Source organism: Actinopolymorpha sp. NPDC004070 (genome assembly GCF_040610475.1).
In the GTDB taxonomy this organism is placed as follows: domain Bacteria; phylum Actinomycetota; class Actinomycetes; order Propionibacteriales; family Actinopolymorphaceae; genus Actinopolymorpha.
Genome location: NZ_JBEXMJ010000003.1, coordinates 285325 through 307250 on the forward strand (window position 1 = coordinate 285325; position 21926 = coordinate 307250).

At 71.1% G+C, this 21926-nt stretch carries 17 protein-coding genes, 1 tRNA gene and 1 pseudogene; 15 read left to right on the forward strand and 4 right to left on the reverse strand.

What is annotated here, in order from left to right:
• Nucleotides 1-2 precede the first annotated feature (2 nt).
• From ABZV93_RS07875 to ABZV93_RS07930, 12 genes and pseudogenes are all read left to right on the forward strand, one after another.
• The gene (locus ABZV93_RS07875) at nucleotides 3-578 is read left to right on the forward strand and encodes an NADH-quinone oxidoreductase subunit J (RefSeq protein WP_354932178.1); all 576 of its coding nucleotides are present in this window, start codon (nucleotides 3-5) and stop codon (nucleotides 576-578) included.
• Nucleotides 578-874: pseudogene (nuoK, locus tag ABZV93_RS07880) on the forward strand (NADH-quinone oxidoreductase subunit NuoK); the annotation flags it as partial. The gene ABZV93_RS07875 and the pseudogene nuoK, both read left to right, overlap by 1 nt.
• Before the next feature lie 179 nt (nucleotides 875-1053).
• Nucleotides 1054-2964: an NADH-quinone oxidoreductase subunit L gene (locus ABZV93_RS07885; RefSeq protein ID WP_354932181.1), complete on the forward strand. Its 1911-nt coding sequence runs from the start codon at nucleotides 1054-1056 to the stop codon at nucleotides 2962-2964.
• Nucleotides 2961-4475 carry an NADH-quinone oxidoreductase subunit M gene (locus ABZV93_RS07890; protein WP_354932183.1) on the forward strand — a complete coding sequence of 505 codons (1515 nt, stop codon included), beginning with the start codon at nucleotides 2961-2963 and terminating at the stop codon, nucleotides 4473-4475. Before ABZV93_RS07885 ends, ABZV93_RS07890 begins: the two co-directional genes overlap by 4 nt.
• Before the next feature lie 8 nt (nucleotides 4476-4483).
• The gene (locus ABZV93_RS07895; protein ID WP_354932186.1) at nucleotides 4484-6205 is read left to right on the forward strand and encodes an NADH-quinone oxidoreductase subunit N; all 1722 of its coding nucleotides are present in this window, start codon (nucleotides 4484-4486) and stop codon (nucleotides 6203-6205) included.
• A gap of 60 nt (nucleotides 6206-6265) precedes the next feature.
• Entirely contained in the window at nucleotides 6266-7933 is a 1668-nt protein-coding gene (locus ABZV93_RS07900) for an FAD-dependent oxidoreductase (protein WP_354932189.1), read from the forward strand.
• An 85-nt stretch (nucleotides 7934-8018) separates the two neighbouring features.
• Nucleotides 8019-8921: a M48 family metalloprotease gene (locus tag ABZV93_RS07905; protein ID WP_354932192.1), complete on the forward strand. Its 903-nt coding sequence runs from the start codon at nucleotides 8019-8021 to the stop codon at nucleotides 8919-8921.
• A 168-nt stretch (nucleotides 8922-9089) separates the two neighbouring features.
• Complete coding sequence (locus tag ABZV93_RS07910) at nucleotides 9090-10493, forward strand: biotin/lipoyl-binding protein (RefSeq protein ID WP_354932194.1); 1404 nt, start codon at nucleotides 9090-9092, stop codon at nucleotides 10491-10493.
• The gene (locus ABZV93_RS07915) at nucleotides 10490-11251 is read left to right on the forward strand and encodes an ABC transporter ATP-binding protein (RefSeq protein WP_354932197.1); all 762 of its coding nucleotides are present in this window, start codon (nucleotides 10490-10492) and stop codon (nucleotides 11249-11251) included. The genes ABZV93_RS07910 and ABZV93_RS07915 overlap by 4 nt, the downstream gene beginning before the upstream one ends.
• Nucleotides 11248-12477: an ABC transporter permease gene (locus ABZV93_RS07920; RefSeq protein ID WP_354932200.1), complete on the forward strand. Its 1230-nt coding sequence runs from the start codon at nucleotides 11248-11250 to the stop codon at nucleotides 12475-12477. The genes ABZV93_RS07915 and ABZV93_RS07920 overlap by 4 nt, the downstream gene beginning before the upstream one ends.
• Nucleotides 12478-12657: 180 nt before the next feature.
• On the forward strand, nucleotides 12658-13665 hold the full coding sequence (locus ABZV93_RS07925; RefSeq protein ID WP_354932203.1) for a DUF5666 domain-containing protein: 1008 nt from the start codon (nucleotides 12658-12660) through the stop codon (nucleotides 13663-13665).
• On the forward strand, nucleotides 13658-15628 hold the full coding sequence (locus tag ABZV93_RS07930; protein ID WP_354932206.1) for an HlyD family efflux transporter periplasmic adaptor subunit: 1971 nt from the start codon (nucleotides 13658-13660) through the stop codon (nucleotides 15626-15628). The genes ABZV93_RS07925 and ABZV93_RS07930 overlap by 8 nt, the downstream gene beginning before the upstream one ends.
• Before the next feature lie 75 nt (nucleotides 15629-15703).
• On the opposite strand, the gene ABZV93_RS07935 is transcribed toward ABZV93_RS07930, so the two are convergent.
• Nucleotides 15704-16198 (reverse strand): YajQ family cyclic di-GMP-binding protein, encoded by a 495-nt coding sequence (locus ABZV93_RS07935; RefSeq protein WP_354932209.1) that lies wholly within the window; start codon nucleotides 16196-16198, stop codon nucleotides 15704-15706.
• 103 nt (nucleotides 16199-16301) lie between these two features.
• Here ABZV93_RS07935 and ABZV93_RS07940 point away from each other — a divergent pair.
• Nucleotides 16302-16383: transfer RNA gene (locus tag ABZV93_RS07940), tRNA-Tyr, on the forward strand.
• Between the two features lie 936 nt (nucleotides 16384-17319).
• Nucleotides 17320-18270: a helix-turn-helix domain-containing protein gene (locus ABZV93_RS07945; RefSeq protein WP_354932212.1), complete on the forward strand. Its 951-nt coding sequence runs from the start codon at nucleotides 17320-17322 to the stop codon at nucleotides 18268-18270.
• A gap of 87 nt (nucleotides 18271-18357) precedes the next feature.
• On the opposite strand, the gene ABZV93_RS07950 is transcribed toward ABZV93_RS07945, so the two are convergent.
• From ABZV93_RS07950 to ABZV93_RS07960, 3 genes are all read right to left on the reverse strand, one after another.
• Nucleotides 18358-18519: a DUF4145 domain-containing protein gene (locus ABZV93_RS07950; RefSeq protein WP_354932214.1), complete on the reverse strand. Its 162-nt coding sequence runs from the start codon at nucleotides 18517-18519 to the stop codon at nucleotides 18358-18360.
• A gap of 322 nt (nucleotides 18520-18841) precedes the next feature.
• Nucleotides 18842-19534, reverse strand: coding sequence for a response regulator (locus ABZV93_RS07955; protein ID WP_354932216.1), 693 nt, complete (start codon nucleotides 19532-19534; stop codon nucleotides 18842-18844).
• Nucleotides 19535-19628: 94 nt separating this feature from the next.
• Nucleotides 19629-20633 carry an ROK family protein gene (locus tag ABZV93_RS07960; protein ID WP_354932218.1) on the reverse strand — a complete coding sequence of 335 codons (1005 nt, stop codon included), beginning with the start codon at nucleotides 20631-20633 and terminating at the stop codon, nucleotides 19629-19631.
• Nucleotides 20634-20840: 207 nt separating this feature from the next.
• Between ABZV93_RS07960 and ABZV93_RS07965 the strand changes: the two genes are divergently transcribed.
• A complete protein-coding gene (locus ABZV93_RS07965) occupies nucleotides 20841-21680 on the forward strand; it encodes an endonuclease/exonuclease/phosphatase family protein (RefSeq protein WP_354932220.1) in 840 nt (279 codons plus the stop codon).
• Nucleotides 21681-21926: the final 246 nt, after the last annotated feature.

Here is a 21926-nt window from a genome sequence, read left to right on the forward strand (position 1 = left end):
CCATGACCACGACGATCGACGTGTTGTTCTGCCTGCTCGGCGCGGTCGCGGTCGGCTCCGCCCTGCTGGTGGTGACCACCCGCCGGATCGTGCACGCCGCGCTGTGGCTGGTGGTCACGCTGGGCGCGCTGGCCGGGTGCTACCTGCTGTTGACAGCGGAGTTCGTGGCCTGGGTGCAGGTGCTCATCTACCTCGGCGCGGTCGTCGTACTGCTGGTGTTCGCGCTGATGCTCACCCGCGCGCCGACCGCGCCGGTGGAGCGGCCGCCGCTGGCGCACGTCGTGGTGGGCGGCCTGGTCGCCGCCGGGGTGGCGGCGGTCCTGCTGGTCGCGCTGGTCTCGGGCTTCTCCGGCGCGGTGATCCCGCTGGACCGGGTCGAGGTGGGCGGGGCGAGGGCCACCGGGCGGGTGTTGTTCTCCACCTGGGTGCTGCCGTTCGAAGTGCTGTCGGTGCTCTTGCTGGCCGCGCTGGTGGGCGCGATCGCGCTGTCCCGGCGGGACGGCCCGGCGAACCCGGCTGAGGCGACGGCGCCGTCGACCGCTTCGACCGCCGCGACGGGTTCGGAAGGGAGCCCCTGATGCCGCTGCTCTTCCCGCTCGTGGTCGCGGCCCTGCTGTTCGCCATCGGGGTGTACGCCGTCCTCGTGCGGCGCAACGCGATCCTCGTCCTGATGGGCGTGGAGCTGATGCTGAACGCCGTCAACCTCAACCTCGTCGCGTTCGACGCCTGGCACCGCGACGCCCTGCACGGCGGGCAGATCCTCACGTTGTTCACCATCACGATCGCCGCCGCGGAGATCGGGCTGGGGCTGGCGATCGTGCTGCTGGTGTTCCGTACGCGTGGGCAGGTGGACGTGGATGCCGTCCGCGACCTCGCCGACCGCGACCGGTCCGACGAGCAGATCACCGAGGCCGAACGCGCCGAAGCCGCCGAGCGCATCGCACTCGCCGAGCGCGCGGAACGCATCGGGGCCGAACGCATCGGGGCCGAACGCGCCGGCGCCGAACGCGACGCTCCCGCCGAGCAGCGCCCGGCCACCACGGAGGCCGGCCGATGACCGCCGTGTGGGTCGCGCTGCTCGCACCCTTCACCGCCGCCCTGGCCGCGCTCGCCCTCGGCCGCCGGCTCCCCCGGCTCGTCGCCCCGATCGGCGTCGCCGGTGCCGGGATCGCGTTCCTGGCCGCCATCGTCCTCGCCGGCATCGACATCGCGGGGAACCTCGGCCAGCGCGGCGCGACCCTCGCGCACGTGCCGACCGGCGGGCTGGCGTTCGACATCGCCTTCCGCGTCGACGGGCTGACCGCACTGGTGGCGCTGCTGGTGACCGGGGTCGCGCTGGCGGTGCAGATCTACTCGATCGACTACCTGCGCGGCGACCCGCGCTACGCCTCCTACACCGCGTTCGTCTCGCTGTTCACCGCGGCGATGCTGGTCGTGGTGACCGCGAACGACCTGTTCGTGCTGCTGGTCGGCTGGGAGGTGATGGGCATCTGCTCGTACTTCCTGATCGGCCACCACTGGGAGCTGCCCGACGCCCGCGACGGCGCGATCAAGGCGTTCCTCGTCACCCGGCTCGGCGACATCGGCTTCCTGTTCGGCATCTTCGCCCTCGGCCTCGGCGCCGGGACGTTCTCGATCGGCGGCGTGCGCGAGGTCGCCGGCAACGGGGGGTTGACATCGGGTACGGCAACCCTGGCGACGTTGCTGCTGCTGTGCGGCGTGGCCGGAAAGTCCGCGCAGTTCCCGCTGCACGTGTGGCTGCCGGACGCGATGGCCGGCCCGACCCCGGTCAGCGCGCTCATCCACGCGGCCACGATGGTGGCGGCCGGGGTGTTCGTGGTGGCCCGGCTGCTGCCTGTGTTCGAGCAGGCGCCGGTCACCCTTGCCGTGCTCGCGGTGGTCGCGGCGGTGACGATGGTGGGTGCGGCGCTGTGCGCCCTGGCCGAGAACGACGTCAAGCGGGTGTTGGCATGGTCGACGGTCAGCCAACTGGCGTACATGCTGGCCGGTCTCGCCGCCGGCGGCTACACCGCGGGACTGCTGCTGCTGGTGGCGCACGGAGCGTTCAAGGCGCTGCTTTTCCTGTGTGCGGGCGCGCTGATCCACGCGGTCGGCAGCAACTCGATGGACGCGATGGGCGGCCTGCGCCGCACGCTGCCGGTGACGTTCGTGACGATGACGATCGGCCTCGGCGCGCTCGCCGCGGTGCCGCCGCTGTCCGGCTTCTTCGCCAAGGACGCTGTGCTGGGAGCGGTCTCGCACGCGGCGACCCACGGCGGACCGCTGCCGGGCTGGGCTGCCTGGATCGCGCTGGTCGCCGGCTACGGCACCGTCGCGCTCACCGCGGGGTACGCCACCAGGATGTGGCTGCGGGTCTTCTTCGGCACCCCCACCGCCACCGTCCCGGCCGCGCCCAGCCATCCCGCACACACCGACCCCCACCTGGCCGAGGCGCCCGCCCTGATGCGCTGGCCGCTGGTGGTGCTCGCGGTCCCGGCCGCGCTGGTCGGCTGGCTCGCCCTCGTGCCGGGCATCTGGGCACGCTGGCTCGGCGGCGGCGGACCCGGCATCCCCGAGCCCGCCATGGTGCACTGGGGGACGACCCTGCTGGCGCTGGTGCACCTGGTCCTCGCCTGTGTGCTGGTGACGTGGGCCTGGCACCACGTGGACCGCGACGACCCGGCGTGGATGCTCGGCCGGTCGCGGCCGCTGCTGGCGAACGGCTTCCGGATGGACGAGCTGATCGCGGCGTACGTCGTCCGGCCGGTGTGGGGCCTTGCCCGCGCGGTCGTCGCCGGTGACCGCGACGTCGTCGACTTCTACGTACGAGGATCCGGTCGCGCGGCCCGCTGGGTCGGCGGCGGCCTGCGGCTGCTGCAGACCGGCAACGTCTCCACCTACCTCAGCCTGCTGCTGGCCGGGGTCGTGCTGCTGGCCGTCGCGGCGTTGGGGGCCTTCGCATGAACGCCGTACTCCAGCTTCTCCTCGCCGTACCCCTCCTCGGCGCGCTCGTCCTCACCGCCGGCCGCCGGCTGGTGCCCGACCGCGCGGCGGCGGCGTTCGGCGCGGTGGTCGGCGCGCTCACTCTGCTGCTCGCGGTCTGGCTGGCGGCGGCGTTCGACTATGGCGCGGCGCACCGGGTGCAGTTCCAGACCGACGTGAGCTGGATCCCCGCCGTCGACGTGCGCTGGCACCTCGGCATGGACGGCGTCTCGTTGCCGATGGTGCTGCTCACCGCGCTGCTGGCGTTCCTGTGCCTGCTCTACACCACCAGGGTGGCGCCGGAGGGCGGCCGGGTGCGCGCGCTGGTGGCGCTGGTGCTGGTGCTCGAGGTCGGGATGCTCGGCACGTTCGTGGCGTTCGACCTGATCGTCTTCTTCCTGTTCTTCGAGGTCGTGCTGGTCCCGATGTGGTTCGTGATCGCGGTGTGGGGCGACCCGCACGACGCGGCCGGGCGGCGGCGTGCGGCGACCACGTTCATCCTCTACACCCTGCTCGGCAGCGCGATCATGCTGCTGGGCTTCCTGCTGGTCTACGCCGGCGCGCACACGTTCGACCTGACCGAGCTGGCGACGGGCGGCGGGAAGGGGATCCCGCGCGGCACCCAGGTGCTGGCGGCGGTGGCGATCGGCCTGGGCCTCGCGGTGAAGAGCCCGATGTGGCCGCTGCACAGCTGGCTGCCGGACGCGCACGCCAAGGCGCCCACCGTCGGGTCGGTGCTGCTGGCCGGGGTGCTGCTGAAGATGGGCACGTACGGCTTCGTCCGGGTGTGGCTGCCGGTGGTGCCCGACGGCGCCCGGGCGGTCGCGCCGTACCTCGCGGGCCTGGCCACCGTCGGGATCCTCTACGGCGCGCTGGCCTGCCTGCGGCAGGGCGAACTGAAGCGGCTGATCGCGTACTCCTCGGTCGGTCACATGGGCTTCGTCCTGCTCGGCATCGCCACCCTCACCGCGGCGGGCGTCAACGGCGCGTTGTTCGCCGGCGTCGCGCACGGGCTGATCACCGGGCTGCTGTTCTTCGTCGCCGGGGCGATCAAGGACCGGCACGGCACCGGCGACCTGGCCCGGCTGGGCGGCGGGATGTACGCCCGGATGCCGCGGCTGGCGGGGGTCTTCGTCTTCGGCGCGGTGGCCAGCCTCGGGCTGCCCGGGCTCGCCGGCTTCTGGGGGGAGATGCTGGCGCTGTTCGGCGCCTGGCACCCGGCCGCCTCGCTCACGCGCGCGACGTACCTCGTGCTGATGGTGCTCGCCGGGCTCGGCGCCGTCCTCACCGCGGCGTACTTCCTCGTCCTCGTCCGCCGGATGTGCCAGGGCACCGACACCATCGGGCCGAGCCTGCTGTCGGTGCGCGACGTCACCGCCGTCGAGGTGGTGGCCTGGGCGCCGCTGGTCGCGCTCACGGTGGTGCTCGGGCTCTATCCGGGCGCGGTGCTCACGGTCACCGATCCGGCGGTGCGGTTCCTGGTGGGCGGGTGAGTGCGGTGGTGAGCGCTGTGGGTTTCGGCTCGGTGAGTGCCGTGGCGAGCTTCGTACAGCCGGTTCCGTGGCTGGTGATCAGCCCGCCGCTGGCGGTGGCGGTGACGGCGCTGCTGGTGCTGGTGGTGGACGCGTTCGCCCCGGCCCGCCGGCGCGGGGTCGCGCCCTGGCTGGCGCTGGCCGGGCTGGTGGCCGGGATCGCGCTGCTGGTGGTCTCGATGGCGCGCTCCTCGTCACCGGCCGAAGGTGCCTTCTGCGCTCCCGGTGGGTCCGCGCAGCCGTGGCCGGCCACCGCGTGTTCGTACGTCGGCGACCCGCTCACCTGGGCGTTCCAGTTCGTCATCGCGGGCGGTGCGGCGATCGTGGTGCTGCTGTCCGCCGGCCAGGGGTGGCAGCACAGACCGCCCGGCCGGCGGGACGTGGGAAGCCACGGCCTCGGGACCGGCACGCTCGGCGGCGGCATCCCCACCGGGGAGTACCACTTCCTGCTGCTCGCCTCGGCGGCCGGCGCGATGACCCTCGCCGCCGCCCGCGACCTGGTCACGCTGGTGGTGGCGCTGGAGGTCGTCTCGCTGCCGGTGTTCGCGCTGGTCGGCCTCCGGCGTGGTGACCGGCGCGGCGCCGAGGGAGCGCTGAAGTTCTTCCTGGTGTCGGTCGTGTCGGTCGCGGTGATGCTGTTCGGGGTGTCGCTGGTGTACGGCGTGACCGGCACGATGTATCTCGACCGGATCGCGGCCGCGCTGCACGCTGCCGGTCCGGCGAGCCTGGTCGGCGCCGGTGGGGTCGCGGCCGCGATGCCGGCGCTGCCCGGTGGCGACCTCGCCGCGGTCGCCGGGCTCGGGGTGATGCTGACGCTGGTCGGGCTGGCGTTCAAGGTCGCGGCGGTGCCGTTCCACTTCTGGGTGCCGGACACCTACGTCGGCGCGCCCGTCCCCGTCGCGGCGTACCTCTCGGTGGTCTCCAAGGCGGCCGGGTTCGTCGGGATCCTGCTGGTGGTGGGCTGGGCCTTCCCGGGGTACGTCGGCATGTGGGCGCCGATCATCGGCGTGCTCGCGGCGGCGACGATGACGCTCGGCAACCTGGTCGCGCTGCGTCAGCGCAACGCCGTCCGGCTGCTCGCGTGGTCCAGCATCGCCCAGGCCGGTTACCTGCTGGTGCCGCTGGCGGCCAGCAACGGCGACGTACGCGGGACCACGCTGAGCGCCACCGTGGCGTACCTCCTCGTCTACGCGGTCGCCAACCTCGGCGCGTTCGCCGTCGTGTCGCTGACCGTCAGCACCGGGCCGGGGCGGCTGCTCGGTGACTACCGCGGGCTGTTCTGGCGGCGGCCGGCGCGGGCGCTCGCGCTGGGGTTCTTCCTGCTGGCGCTGGCCGGGCTGCCGCCGGGGGTGCTCGGGCTGTTCGGGAAGTTCGTGCTGTTCCGGGCGGCGATCGAGGGCGGCGCCGGGTGGCTGGCCGTCGTGATGGCGGTCAACGTCGTGATCGCGCTGGCGTACTACCTGTACTGGACGGCGCTGCTGTTCCGCTCTCCGGAGGGGGCCGCCTCCGAGGGCGGGACGAACGGCGAGGCGGCTGGTGGCGTCGGCGCCGTTGCCGGGGCGGGAGCGAACGCGTGGGCGGGGCCGTGGCCGGCCCGGGTCGCCGTCGGCATCCTGGTCGTGATCGCGGTCCTACTCTCCGTCTTCCCCGAGATCGCCCTCGGCTTCCTGGCCTATCCCGCGCGCGCCTGACCCGTCCTGGATCCGACCCCGGACTTGCCGGGCCGGGGCGGTGGGGAGAGGCTGTGGCGCGTGACAGAGATCCAGCCGGACGCAGGGCAGCCTTACGTCGGGGAGTCCCGCTCCGACCGTGAAGTTGACGTGGTGGTCGTCGGCGCCGGACCGGTCGGGCTGGCCGCTGCTCTCGACCTCGCCCGGCGCGGTGTTCGCGTCCGGGTGCTGGAGCCCGAGGCGGCCCGGCGGTCCCGCCCGCCGGTGCGTGGCCTCGGCCCGCGCAGCCTGGAACTCTTCGACGACCTCGGCGTGGCGGCCGAACTCCTCGCCGCCGGTACGCCCGACCAGCCGGTTCGCCGGTACGCCGCCGGTGGCCGCGTCGACGAGTCGCCTTCCACCGCCTCCACCGGCAAGCGCCGCCCGCTCGGCCGGACCTACCTCGGCCCGCTGACGATCGCCGGCAGCCGGGTGGAGGCGATCCTGCGGGACCGGCTGGCGGAGTACGACGTGGTGGTCGAGCAGGTCGACGGCCTCGGCCGGCTGAGCCAGGACGAGTCCGGCGTGCGCGTGCCGCTGACCAGGGCCGGATCCGGGGGAGCGGCGAACGCCAACGGAAGCGGGACGCCGGCCAGGGCGGCGTACGTCATCCTCACCGAAGCGCTGCTGGACGTACTGCCCGAGCCGGCGGCCGACGCCGAGCCCGACGAGGGCGCCGAGCCGGAGCCGAAGCCCGAACCCGAGCCCGCGCCCCTGTCGTACGTCGGCGAGATCACGCCGACCGGCCTGGCTCGTGACGACGTACTCCACCTCTGGGAGCGGGGGATCGCGCTGGCCCCGCTGCCGGGCGGTGACACCTGGTGGTTCCTGGCGTACGACGTACCCGGCGATCATCCGACCGGCCACCGGACCGCGCCGCAGGCGCCCACCGTGGCCCGCGCGCAGCAGGTCTTTCACGAGCGGACCGGCCTCACCGACGTCCGCTTCCGCGACGCCGCGTCCCTGGTGGCGTACGCCGCCGGTACGGCACCGGGCGATGTCCCGGCCACTCCGTACCGACTCGGCCGGATCCTCCTGGCCGGCGACGCCACCGGCGCCCACCCGTACCCGCTCGGCGGCCTGGACGCGGGGCTGCAGGACGCGCACAACCTGGGCTGGAAGCTCGCCGCCGCGCTGGTCAGCGGGGAGGAGACCGCGCTGGAGTCGTACGAGAGCGAACGCCGGCCGCAGCCCGCGCCCCGCCGCAGCCTCTTCGGCCGCGCCAGAACCCACGCGCGCCCGTGGCACGCCGAGCTCACCGGCGCCGACCCGTTCGCCGAGCACTACCGCACCTCGGGCCTGAGCCAGGAACTCGGCGCCAAGCGGATGTATCTGCACGCCGGGGACCGGGTGCCCGACATCCGGCTGTGGAGCGTGCGCGCGGCCGCGGACATCCGGCTGTTCGACGTCCTCCGCGGCCCGCACTGGACGCTGATCGGGCTGGGCTCGGTTTCGGCGGAGACGGTCTCCACGGTGCGGCTGCGGTTCGGCGACGGGGTGCGCGGTGAGGTGATCGGCGGCGGCGCGGGCGCCTCGGCGATTCCCGGTGTGAGCCTGCTGGACCGGTACGGCGAGGCGCGGCACACGCTCGGCAGCCGGGGCGGCAGCATTTTTGTCGTACGCCCGGATGGTTATGTCGGGTTGCGAGCCGCGCTTCGGCCGGAGATCGTGGTCGCGTACCTCGAGGGCATGGTCACCGAGGGCGTGTAAGCCGGGCGTGTAACCCGGTAAGCCGGGCGGGCGGGGAACGTCCGTCCTGGTGACGGCGTTCTCACGGTGGAGGTCATGACGACGTATGCACGATCGCGCTCAGTGCCATCGCAACCAGCTCAGGACGACTGTCCTGCTCGCCGTCCTGTCAGGGTTGGCGCTGGTGCTCGGCCGGTCGCTGGGCGGGCGGACGGGCCTGGCCGCCGGGCTGCTGATCGCGCTCGCGATGAACGCCGCCGCCTTCTACCGCTGTGACCGGATGGCGCTGCGGTCGATGCGGGCCTATCCCGTGAGCGAGGCGGAGCATCCGGAGCTGTGCCGGCTGGTCCGCGAACTCGCGATCACGATGCGGCTGCCCATCCCCGCCGTCTACCTCTCGCCCACGCAGACGCCGAACGCGTTCACCACCGGGCGCAACCCGCGGCGGTCCGCCGTGTGCGTGACCGAGGGGCTGCTGGACCTGCTGGACCCGCGGGAGCTGCGCGCCGTGCTCGGGCACGAGCTGGGGCACGTCGCCAACCGCGACATCCTCGTCTCCTCCGTCGCGGCGGCGCTGGCGAGCATGATCATGTACGCCGCGCAGTTCGCCTGGCTGGCCCCGACCGGGCGTGCCCGGGGTGCTGCCGACGGCGCCGATGGCGGGCGGAACGGCGACGGCTCGGCGGTCACCGCACTCGCGTTGCTGGTCCTCGGGCCGGTCGCGGCGCTGCTGCTGCAGGCGGCGGTGACGCGGACGCGGGAGTACTCCGCGGACCAGGTGTCCGCGCGGATCACCGGCGACCCGCTGGCGCTGGCCGGCGCGCTGCGCAAGCTGGAGACGGCGACCCGGCGGCATCCGCTGCCGGCGGCGCCGGAGCTGCGGAGCACGGCCGCGCTGATGATCGCCAACCCGTTCCACGAGAAGGGGTTCGTACGCGCCTTCTCCACCCACCCGTCGACGCAGGACCGGATCGCGCGGCTGGAACATCTGGCCGGCGTACGACGCTGACCTTTCGGCTGATGCTGGGCCGGTCGCGCCCTGCTTTGCGAGGTCTGGGATATCCGGACCATTTGCCAGCTGATTCCCAGCTTTTCGTCAGGAACCTCTCAGCAACGCTTTCGAGACTGCTGGTGGTCCCGCCCGCGTAGGGGCGGGCGGGACCACCAGGAGGATCTTGTGCGGTCCAGGGTCAGCGGCCGGCCGGTACGCCGGATCGTCGTTCCGGTGTTCGTCGTCGTTGCCGTCGTGGTGGCCGGAGGCGCGGTCTGGGCAGCCACCCGGTCCGGCGATCCCGCACCGACCGCGACCACCCGGCTGGTGACGGCAAGCCCCACGACCTTCAAACAGACCGTCGCCGCGAGCGGCACCCTCCAGCCCACCAACCGCGCCGACCTCGACTTCCAGGTCAGCGGCAAGGTGACCGGGGTCTCCGTCAGCGAGGGGCAGCACGTCGGCAAGGGCGCCACCCTCGCCACGGTCTCCTCGGCCTCGTTGCAGGCTCAGCTCGCCTCGGCGAAGGCCACGCTCGCCGGCGACCAGGCGCGGCTCACCTCCGACCTCGACAGCGAAGCCTCCGACACCCAGGTCGCCGCCGACCGCGCCGCCGTCACCGCCGCGCAGAGCCAGGTCGACGACGCACAGGCTGCACTGTCGCAGGCCACGCTCACCTCGCCGATCACGGGCACGGTCGCCTCGGTCGACCTCACCGTCGGGCAGCAGGTCTCGGGTTCGGGCGGCTCGGGTTCGGGTTCGGGCGGATCGGGCTCTGGCTCAGCTTCCGGCGGATCGGGCTCGGGTGGGTCGGGCGCACGTGCCGGGTCGGGCGGATCAGGCGGTACGTCGAACGGTTCGGCATCCTCGACCTCTTCTTCGTCGTCCTCAGGCTCCGCGCAGGTCGTCGTGGTCGACACCACGCACTGGACGGTGGAGGCAACCGTCGACGACACGGTGGTCGGTCAGCTGAAGAAGGGGCTGCAGGCGGTCATCACCCCGAACGGCGCGACCACGCCGGTCTACGGCCTGGTCGACACCGTCGGCATGCTGCCGTCGAGCAGTTCGGGCACCGCGTCGTACCCCGTGACGATCGCCGTCACCGGAACGCCGAGCGGGCTGTTGCCCGGGGCGAGCGCGCAGGTCTCGATCGTGGTCAAGCAGTTGTCGGACGTGCTCGCCGTTCCTGCTTCCGCCGTCCACTACTCCGCGAGCGGTACGACGGTCACGCTCGTCCGCAGCGGCAAGCGCTCCACCCAGAAGGTCACCGTCGGCGCGGTCGACGCCGGGCAGGTCCAGATCACCTCCGGCCTGAAGTCCGGTGACCAGGTGGAGGTGACCGTGCCGGCGCGTGGGTCGGGCACCGGCGGTTCCGGCGGCGCGGCGAACGGCGGGAACGGCGGGAACGGCGGGAACGGCGGGAATGGCCGGGCCGGGTTCGGCGGCTTCGGCCAGGACGGGGGCAACGGCGGCTTCCGCCGGTTCGGTGGCCAGGGCGGCGGTGGCTTCGGCGGAGGTGGAGGCGAAGGCGGAGGTGGCTTCCGTGGGCAGCCCGGAGGCGCACCGGCCGGTGGAGGTGCCGGCCGGTGAGTACGCCGTACGACACATCCGTCGACACACCTGCCGGCGGCCGGGTCGGCGCCGCCCCGGTCATCGCCCTGGCCGACGTGGGCAAGACGTACCGCCGAGGTGCCTTCGAGGTGGAGGCCCTGCGCGGTGTCACGCTCGACATCCCGACCGGCGACTACGTGGCGATCATGGGCCCGTCCGGGTCCGGCAAGTCGACGCTGATGCACATCCTCGGCTGCCTCGACGTACCCACCCGCGGCAGTTATCTGCTGGCCGGGCAGGACGTGAGCCGGATGGGGGAGACCGAACTCGCGGACGTACGCAACCGCCGGATCGGGTTCGTGTTCCAGCAGTTCAACCTGCTTCCGTCGCTGCCGGCGTGGCGCAACGTCGAGTTGCCGCTGGTCTACGCCGGGGTCGGCCGGGCCGAACGCCGGGAGCGCGCGATGCGGGCACTGGACCGGGTCGGCCTGGCGGAGCGCGTCGACCACCGGCCGGGCGAACTCTCCGGCGGACAGCAGCAGCGGGTCGCGATCGCGCGGGCGCTGGTCGGGGATCCCGCGCTGATCCTCGCCGACGAACCGACCGGGAACCTCGACAGCCACTCCAGTGCGGAGGTGCTGGCCCTGCTGAGTGAGCTGCACGCGAGCGGCCGCACGATCATCCTGATCACCCACGAGCCGGACGTCGCGAGGGCCGCGGACCGCATCCTGCGCATCCGGGACGGCGTACTCACCGACGGCGTACTCCAGGAGCCAGTGAACGAGGAGACGCCGTGAACTGGCTGGAGACGATGCGCAGCGGCCTGGAGGCCGTACGAACGCACCGGTTGCGGTCGGGCCTGACAGTGCTCGGCATCCTGATCGGGATCGCGGCGGTGATGCTCACGGTCGGGCTCGGCCTGGGTGCCCAGTCGACGATCAGCGCGCAGGTGAACGCGCTCGGCAGCAACCTGCTCATCGTCACGCCGGGGAGCTCGACCAGCGGCGGGGTGCGGGGTGGGTTCGGCTCGGCGTCCACGCTTACCCATGCCGACGCCACCGCGCTGGCCGACCCCACGGTCGCGCCGGACGTGAAGGCGGTCGCTCCCGTCGTGCAGCGTTCGGAGGAACTCCTCGCCGGTACGACGAACTGGACGACCAGCGTCGTGGGTGCGACGCCGGAATGGTTGTCGGTGCGCGCGCGTACGGTGTCGTCCGGCCGGTTCCTCACGCCGCAGGACGTCACCGACGGGGGAGCGGTGGCGGTGCTCGGCTCCTCCACCGCGGAGCAGCTGTTCGGGCGGCGTGACCCGGTGGGACAGTCGGTCACCATCAACGCCGTGCCGTTCACCGTGGTGGGCGTGCTGGCGAGCGCGGGTTCGTCGGCGGCGAGCAACGACGACGACCAGGCGGTCGTCCCGATCTCCACCGCGTCCGCGCGGCTGGTCGGCGGCGCCACGGCGGGTTCGGTGCAGACGATCTACGTCCAGGCCCGCAGTGCCGACGTCGTGTCCGCGGCGTACCAGGAAGTCGACGCCGAACTCGCCGCCCTGCACAAGACGACCGACCCCACCTCGCCCGACTACACCATCGCCACCCAGCAGTCGTTGCTGAGCACCGCGAACTCGATCGCGAAGACGCTCACCGTGCTGCTCGGCGGGATCGCCGCCATCTCGCTGCTCGTCGGCGGCATCGGCGTCATGAACATCATGCTGGTCTCGGTCACCGAACGCGTGCGCGAGATCGGCCTGCGCAAGGCGCTCGGCGCGACCCCCCGCGCGATCCGGCGACAGTTCCTCGTGGAGTCCAGCGTGCTCGGCCTCGTCGGCGGGCTGCTCGGACTCGCGCTCGGCATCATCGGTGCGCTGCTGTTGCCGCGGGTGATCTCGAACCCGGTGACGATCAGCCCGGCCGCCGCGGTGGGTGCGCTCGCGGTTGCCGTCGGGATCGGGGTGGCGTTCGGCGTCTACCCGGCCAGCCGGGCCGCGCGGCTGGCCCCGATCGACGCGTTGCGGAGCGAGTGACCCATGCCGAATCTCCGCCGCCCTCGCTCCCGCCCGCTGCCCTCCCGGCCGCCGCCCTCCCGCCCGCCGCCCTTCCGCCCGCTGCCCTTCCGGTCGCCGCCATTCCGGCCACCCTCCTCACCGCCTTTCCGACCACCTCGGACCAGTACGCCGACCGCCACCCAGGACGGAACCCACACCATGGACCGACGCCGCGTTCTTGCGATTCCGGTTGTCCTCACCGCGGCCGCCGTCGTACTCGCCGGCTGTTCCAGCGCGGGCGGGGCCACCACCGCGGACGCGCCGTCGGCCACGCCGACTGCCACACCTGGCGGATCGGACGGCGGGATGCGGCAGCAGCGCGCGCCGGGTACGTCCGGGACCGTCGCCGCGGTCGCCAAGGACAACATCCAGGTGCAGAACCCGGCCTTCGGGCAGGTGACAGTCACGTTCTCGGCGGCCACGAAGTTCTCCCAGACCGTCAAGGCGAGCGTGCGCGACATCGCTGCCGGTGACTGCGTACGCGCCACCGCGGCGAGGCCGGCCGGCGGCGCCCGGGGAGGTTCCGGCTCTGGTTCCGGCTCTGGTTCGGGGTCTGGCTCCGGTGGCGCGGCGCCGGCACCGTCGACCGGCCCGTTCACCGCCACCGACGTCACGGTGCTCGGCAAGGCGGACGCGTCGGGTAAGTGCGCCGAGGTCGGCGCGTTCGGCCGGGGAGGGGTCCGGCCGAACGGCGGGCACCGGACGCAGACGCCCCGACCACGGCCGACCGGAACCCCGCGGACGGGCGGCGACGGTGGTTTCGGCCGGCCCGGCGGTTTCGGCGGTTTCGGCGGGTTCGGCGGGTTCGGTGGCGTGGCCGTCGGCCGGGTGGTCTCGGTGTCCGGCGACAGCTTCGTCGTCGCGCGGGAGGCCCGGGCGGGGGCCGGCGCGGCCGCCGCTCCTTCTGGCAACCAGACGGTACGAACGACCTCCAGGACGACCGTGACCAAGGTGGAGTCGGCAACGGCGAAGGCACTCGCGGTCGGGAAGTGCGCGACCGCGCTGGGCAAGGCCGACGACACCGGTACCGTCGCCGCGACGTCGATCAGTGTTCGCCCGGCCGGGCCGCAGGGCTGCGTGCCGGCCGGCGGGTTCCGCCGCGGTGGTGGAGGGCCTGGCCAGGGCGACGGCGGAGGCAACGGCGGGACCGGTGGCGGCGATGCCTGAGTCGCACGTACTCCCGCGACGGCGCCCGCGGCTCTGGCGGGGTGGCGTGGCCGGCGTACTCGTCCTCGCTGTCGTCGCGGCCGGCGTCGTTGCCGCCCGTGCGGCGACCGGCCCCGACCAGCCGCGCTACCGGCTCGCCACGGCCTCCGTCGGTGACGTCGAGCAGTGGCTGTCCAAGCCGGGCACGGTCGCGCCGTCCGGCCGGGCCGACGTGACCTTCCCGATGTCGGGGACAGTCGCCGGCGTTGCCGTACGCCAGGGGCAACACGTCGAGGCCGGTCAGTCCCTCGCCAAGCTGGACACGACGGCCCTGGACGCGGCGGTGACGTCCGCGCAGGAGACGCTCGCCTCGGCGAAGGCGCGGTTGGCGCAGGACGAGGCCAGCCAGACCGCGACGAGTTCGGGGGGTACGACCTCCTCGTCCTCCACGTCCGCCTCCGGCGGAGCGACCTCCGGCGGGTCCCCCACTCGCTCGGGTGGTGGCTCTGGCGGCGGGTCCTCCTCCCGCGGCTCCGGAGGGTCGTCGAAGGGCTCCGGCTCGCTGGCCCGCCAGCAGGCCGCGGTGGTCGCGGCGCAGCGCGCGGTCGACCAGGGCCTGGCGCGTTCCCGTACCGCGATGAGCGCCGAGCAGCAGGCGTGCCAGGTGTCTCTCGCAAGCACTCCGCCGCCCAAGCAGCCGAACCCGCGCGGCAAGGGACACATCGCGCCGACGGTATTCACGCGTACCGACTCCACCGCCGTGACCGCCGTACGCACCCCTACTCCGACGCCCACCCCCACGGTGCCCCCGACTCCCACGCCCACCGCCTCGCCGACCCCCACGACTTCCCCGAGTCCCACGAACTCGCCCACGCCTACGGCGTCGCCCAGCCCCACACCGAGGCGTACTCCGTCGCCCACCCCGACGCCGACCACCTCGCCCACTCCCACACCCTCGCCCTCACCGACCGACGGTCCGGGCCGGGACCAGGCAGCCTGTGACGCGGCGATCCAGGCGGTGATGGCGGCCCAGTCCGACACTGCCCGGGCCCAGCTGCAGCTCTCAAAGGCCCAATCCGCGCTCGGCCGCACGTTGTCCGCCCTGATGGCGTCCGCCTCCCAGAGCGCTGGCTCGGCGCCGCGCTCGCCGGTCGGCGGCGGCACGTCCTCCGGTGCCCCGGGCAATGCCGGTGACGTCCCCACGGGAGGGACCGGTCAGGCGGGCGGACGCAGCAGTCCCGCGTCCCCGGAACAGCTCGCCGCGGACCAGGCCGACATCGACGCCGCCGAGGCCGCGCTGACGGCCGCCGAGCAGAACCGCGCTCAGGCGGAGATCACCGCGCCGATGGCCGGGACGGTGGCGAGCGTGGGTACGGCGGTGGGGGACCAGGTGTCGTCCTCGACCACCGCCGTGGTGGTCGTAGCGCCCGGCGCGCAGGTGGCGACGATGACGGTGAGCGACACCGAGGTGGGCGACGTACGGCCGGGGATGACGGCGAAGATCACGCCGACGGGTACGTCCGGGAGCCTGACCGGCACCGTCGGGGCGGTCGACACGCTGAACCCGGACACCAGCGGGGACTCGCCGTCGTACACCGTGACCGTGGCCATCGATCAGAACGCCTCGGCGTTGCCGGTGGGGGCGGCGGCGACCGTGGCCGTGCTCACCGGGCGTACGACGAAGGTGCTGACCGTGCCGACGTCTGCCGTACGGACGATCGGCAGCATGCAGTACGTCACGGCGATGAAGGCGGGGGAGCCGGTGCGTACGCGGGTGCAAGCCGGTGCCGTCGGGCCGGCGCTGACGCAGATCAAGTCCGGGGTCGCGAAGGGCGCCCAGGTCGTACTCGCCGATCTCCAGCTTCCTCCGCCGACGACGAACACCGGCACGGGCGGCTTCCGCGGCCGTCCCGGCGGCGCCGGGGGTGCCGGCGGTCTCGGGCCCACCCGGTTGGGAGGCTTCGGCGGCCGGGGCGGTCAATGAGTACGGCCGCCCCGCCCGGGACTCTGGGCGGGACGGCCGTCGCGACGTCAGGTCGTACGCGCTTGGTGATCTACGTCAGCGGTAGTTGACGAACTGGAGGGCGAAGTCGAGGTCCTTGCCCTTCAGCAGCGAGATGACCTCCTGGAGATCGTCCCGCTTCTTGCTGGCGACCCGGAGCTCGTCGCCCTGGACCTGGACCTTGACCCCCTTGGGGCCCTCGTCGCGGACGATCTTGGCCACCTTCTTGGCGTTCTCCTGGGAGATGCCCTGCTCGAAGGTGCCTGACAGGCGGAAGTCCTTGCCGGACTGCTTGGGGTCTTCGGTCTCGAGGCTGCGCAGCGATACGCCCCTTTTGACCAGCTTCTCCTTGAACACGTCGAGCACGGCCAGCGCCCGCTCCTCGGAGTTGGCGGTGATCTCCACGCCGAGCTCGCCCGACCATCGGATCCCGGCGCCGGTGTTCTTGAAGTCGAACCTCTGTGCGATCTCGCGGGACGTCTGGTTGAGCGCGTTGTCGGCCTCCTGACGATCGACCTTGCTCACGATGTCGAACGACGATTCGGCGGCCATCCGGGCTCCCTTCGTATGCGGCTGTCGATGACGTACCGGCCGGGTGGCACGGGCCGGCAGCGTCTGCGCTATCCTCTCAACTCGCTGCTGAGAAGCAGCAAGCGGCAGGTTGCCCGAGCGGCCAAAGGGAGCGGTCTGTAAAACCGTCGGCTCAGCCTACACTGGTTCGAATCCAGTACCTGCCACGCAGCAAGAACGGCCCCTGGCCTGCGCAAACAGGTCCGGGGCCGTAGTGCTATCTGTCCGGCTGTCTACGACCGGATCTGGTGACGTGCGGCGGCCCGCCCCAGATACGCCCCAAGTGACGACTATGGGGATCGGGCCGTGCCGCCGCTTGTTATGGAAGGCACGCTGCAAGGTCCTTGACCCGCGCGACGTGGCGCACGTCGGAGGCTGCCGAACACACTGCCAGGCCTCCAGTCGGGTGGGCTCTCCTACATTCGATGATGGGACAAGACGAGCCTGCCTGGTGTCCCTCGGGTGTCCGGCTCGAACGGCCGCCGGCTCTCCTGGTCAAAGGGCGTGGAGGACACGAGGGACGGCAAGGACGGCAAGGACGGCTTGGAGTAACACCCGTGTCTATCTACCGTCGGGGTGATGAACCGGCGGGTGACTCCGTGGACGTTGATCGGTGCCACTCCACGACCGGGCACGCCCCCCAGGTTCTATCGGTCGATGCTACGCCTTCTTCGAGGGTGGTTCGTCGCTGTACTTGCGGTCCGACTCTGCTGCTGGTGTTGTACGTTTCTGGCCTCAATGCGCGAGGGTCGTGGTCTCAAACCATCCGCCCAGGCGGCCGGAGTCGGCGTCGCGAGCAGGTCAGCCCGGCTCCGTTGGAGATCACGGTCGAGCGGCGCGGCGCCTCCGATCCAGCCGGCCGAGCCCGTCAGGCGTGGCCGGAAGAACCGTCTGGATCGGGTGCTGGCAACCGTGGCGGCCCGGGAGGACGTATGCCACCGTGGCGCGATCCGCGAATCGACGGCAATCGTGATCACAATGCTCGCGACCATGAGAGCGATGAGAACTAGTGTCATGGCAGTAATAGTCCTCATGTAAAGATCCAGCCACAATTGGCAGGACTGCCCTAGTGCAACAATTTCCTGCCACCTAGACTTTCGTGCATGCTTCGTACCGTCGCCGTGCTCCTGCTAGAGGACATCGCCGTGTTCGAATACGGCGTGGTGGCTGAGGTCTTTGGCCTCGATCGCCGGGAGGACGGCGTACCGAAGTTCGACTTCCGGGTCTGCGCCCAGGACCCCGGCGCCCCGATGCGCACCAGCTCGGGCGGCCGGATCATCGCCGACCACGGACTCGATCAGGTAGCCAGTGCCGATCTGGTCGTCGTGCCTGCGACCACCATACGGGACGCCTACCCGGCGCCCGTGCTAGACGCGATCAAGGCGGCCGCCGAGGCTGGCAGCACATTGCTCACCGTCTGCTCGGGCGCGTTCGTGCTCGGCATGACCGGGTTGCTGGACGGGCGCAGGTGCACGACGCATTGGCGGCACGTCGACGAGTTCCGCCGCCGCTTTCCGGCCGCGATCGTGGACGCCGATGTGCTGTACGTCGACGAGGGCGACATCCTGAGCAGCGCGGGTACCGCGGCCGGGATCGATGCCTGTCTGCACCTCGTCCGGCGCGAGCTGGGGTCGACGGTCGCCACTGCGATCGCTCGGCGGATGGTCGTACCGCCACAGCGGGACGGTGGACAGCGTCAGTTCGTCGAGCTGCCGATCCCGGCGTCCACCGCCGACAGCCTGCAGTCCGTCCTGGACTGGATGACCGAGCACCTCACCACCGAGCACACCGTCGCCGCGCTCGCGCACCGGGCAAAGATGTCGAGCCGTACGTTCGCGCGCCGGTTCGTGGCCGAAACGGGTACGACGCCGCAGCGCTGGCTCACCATGCAACGCGTACTGCGTGCGCGCGAGCTGTTGGAGAGTACGCGCATGGGGATCGAGGAGATCGCCCGCGAGTCGGGATTCGGCACGGCCGCCCTTCTCCGGCACCATTTCCGTCAAGTGCTCGGCGTACCCCCACAGCACTATCGCCGCACCTTCGCCGCGGACTGACCGGACGGCAACGGCCAAGTTGACCATGCCCGGGGGGAACCCCGTCCACACGTCGGGGGGATGCCCAGCGTGCAGGCCAATCCGCCGTTACCTCCGGCCGTTCCACCACCGCGCGGAAAGTTCCAAGGCGTCCTCGGCGTCTTCGCGGCTAACTTGCGACCCGGTGTAGTGAGCCCCTTCGTTTCGCAAGACCCGCAGACTTTGCGCCCATTCGTGAAGGCGACCATCGATCAGCCCGCGCTCCTTCAACTCGTTCTATCGTTTAGGAAACGTACCTTTAGTGATCCCCTCCTCTATGCATATTCCTTCAAGCATGCGGCCAACCATTGCCGCCGTCGCGGTGTATGCGCCTGCCTCGAAACACTCCGGTCCTGCTGATGTTCTCGCTGTATAGAAATCGGGATCGCTGGGTTCAGGAGTGCGACGGGATCGGGCCATAGGCGCTGAAGATCAGTGAGATCGCCCGTCCAGTCCGGCCCCACGAACGCAAACAGGTCCGGGGCCGTTCTCGTTGGTGCGCCCGGCTGGAGGGCCCGTGATGACGTGGCCAAGTTGCACAGCCGTACACCGGTCAGGCACGGCTCCATCTTGCTCGGGGCTGACTCAATGCCTGAGTCACCAGGCCGATGAGTTCGTGTGGTGAATTCGTCGAGCCGACCGCCCCATGGGAGCGTGCTTCTTGGTTGAGCCTCTCCGACCGCGAGCCCGCGTAGATGACGAATGGGGTGTCATCGCCACGCCGACGCATCTCCTTCAACAGGTCGTATCCCGCGCGTGAGCCCTCCGGTCGGCTCATGTCAGAGATGACCACGTCGACAGGTTTCTCCCTCAGGCAGTCCAGAGCTGCGTTCGTCGAGTTCGCCGTGTTTACGGTGATGCCGAGGGCCTTGAGCGCCTGCCGCTCGTAATGGTTGTTGCCAGGTTGGTCATCGACCCACAGTGCGACCGAGCCCCGAAGGGCACGCTGTACGCGGTTGCTAGGCAGAACGTCGGCGAGTTCGGCGGCAGCAAGGGACGGGTCCCCTAGGTCGGGGGCCGCACCTGGCTTCATCAACGCGGCACCGACGGCCACCGCAGCTTCGATCTGCTGCCGACTGACTGACGCCTCGATACCCATTCCCTTGAAACTGAACTCGCGAAGGGTACCGGCAAAGGCAGCGAGCCCTTGGCGGCGCCTGACAATCACAAAGAGGATCAGGGCCGGCCAAACCAGCGCGCCGACAAGGGCTGCAATCGCCGTTATGAAGTCGGTCGTTTCTTTCATGCGCGCCTCCCAACGGCGATCGTAACCGTCGGGACGGCTCAGTGAAGGGCTATTGACAGCACTCAAGTCGAACTGGGAATGACAGTCCAGCGCGTTAGGCGCCGTCGCCCGGCCCAAGGAGCCGTGGACTGCTTTCCAGCCGGTCGAGCGCGATGCGTGCAGCTCCTAGCGCAACGCAGCGCCGTCCGAGAGTGGAGCTGGTGACCTCCGGTGTCAACAAACACATCTCGGAGAGGTAGTGGCGGAACGGATCCAGGAGTTGGTTGCCTGACTCAAAGAACTCCCCACCGAGCACGAGCAGCTCGGGATCGACGGCCATCACCAGGACCGACGCCCCGCGGGCCAACCCTCGCGCGAGCTCGTCGACCAGGACGAGTGCATCGGTGTCGCCGCTGGCGGCAGCGGCGAATATCTCTCGAGCGGAGCGACCCACCTGGCTCAGCACGAACGACGGATCGTCCCTACCGATGGCTGGAAGCTTGCCGAGTTCCCCTGCGGCTCCGCTCCGACCGGCATGGGCCCGGCCGCCCAGCAGCAGGCCATGTCCGGCCCGGTATCCGGTCAGAATGTAGATCGCGTCTTGAACGTGTCGAGCGCTTCCCTTCCAGTGCTCGGCCACGGCGGCGAGGTTGGCGTCGTTCGCCGCGAGGCCCACGCACCCGAACCATTCGCCGATCCGGTTCCCAAGGTCGAGCCCCGTCCAACCCGGAATCAGGTTCGACACGACGACCCGGCCGGACCGGTCCACGACGCCCGAAGTGCCGGCAGCCGCTGCCCACACGGCGGGACGTGCTCCGACAGCTGAACGAGACAGACGCTCCACGAACGCCAATCGGTCGGCCGCTGGCACCTTCTCACCGATGGCCGCGCACTCCTCCGCGACGATGTGACCGTCGAGATCAGTGACCAGGGCGATCGCATGGTCAGGGGCGATGTCCAAGCCGAGCACGTGACCGGCGTGAGCGCGAAATCGGTATCGCTTGGCCGGTCGCCCCGCCTGGCCCTCTGTCGGGGCCAACTGTTCAGCCAGACCGCGGTGCATCAGGTCCTCTAGCGCGGCCACCACTGTCTGCCGTGCAAGCTCCGTCTTCTTGGCCAACCTGGTCAGGGTTGCGCCGTCCGGCTGCTCCTCCCGTAGGGCCTGAAGGACCACCCGGGTGTTGCGGCGTCGTAACAAGGAGGTCCCGTGAATTATCCCGGATGGTTCCATATAGCCCTCTTGACCGCGCTCGTCTCCGCTGCCTAGCTTTATGCCAGATCCTCTCATAATTCATCGATGGCGACACTTCGAGAAGGAGAACCGTCCATGGCGGAGATCAGCAGGCGCGCCGCGTTGGGGCTCGGGGCGGCCACGGCGGCAGCCATCGGCCTCGCCGTCGGAACGCCGAGCACAGCGGAGGCGACCATCGAGAAACCACGCGTCCGAACGGGTGTGCTCCGGATCGCTACGTACAACATCCACTACGGAGCAGGGCCCGACAACGTCTTCGATCTGCAACACACTGCCGAGATCATCGCGGCGATCGGCCCCGACCTGATCGGGCTCCAAGAGGTTGACAAGTTCTTCCGTCCGCGCAGCAACTGGCTAGACACGCCGGCCGAACTTGCGCAAATGCTCGACATGCACGTCGCATACGGGCCAAACATCGACCTCGATCCGCTCGAGCCAGGTCAACCACGACGCCAGTACGGCAACGCCGTACTCTCCCGCTGGCCCATCCTCGAGTACAGCAACACCAGACTTCCCCAGTACACGGGCAGCGAGCCTCGCGGCCTGTTGGAAGCGTTGGTCAACGTCGAAGGTACGCCGATCCGCTTCGGCACCACCCACATGCAGCACACCAGTGATGCCGAATGGCAGGAACAAGCCGACGCCATCGCAGACGCAGTCGACGCCGCGGGCGGCCGCTACTTCCTAGTCGGCGACACCAACGCGGTACCCAGCTTTCCCGGGATGCGGACCTTCACCGACCGGCTCGACGATGTCTGGGCCGAGGTCGGGATCGGGGAAGGTTTGTCCGCGGCCAACACCTGGCGGTTCGACTATATTTTCATGCCGACCGGCAACGACGTGCGTTCGACATGGCTGGTCTGCTGCGACGCTTCGGACCATCTCCCACTGGTCGCGGATGTCGACATCCGGTAGTGCATCTGTTGTGCGACGCGCTTCTCCGCGCGGTAGCGGGCCGACGGCCAGCTCACTCGGCTTTGCGGCCCGCTACGCCCGCGTCACCGCGTTTGACTACGGTTCTCGCCAACGACAGCGGTGCTCACGCGACACACCTCCCGGCATCGACCGACAGCCATCGGCGAGCAATTCGCATGTCTTGAGACACGCCATTCCGATGTCCTGGCGTCTCCTGCGCTTCGAACTCGCGCGGAGCCAGACGGA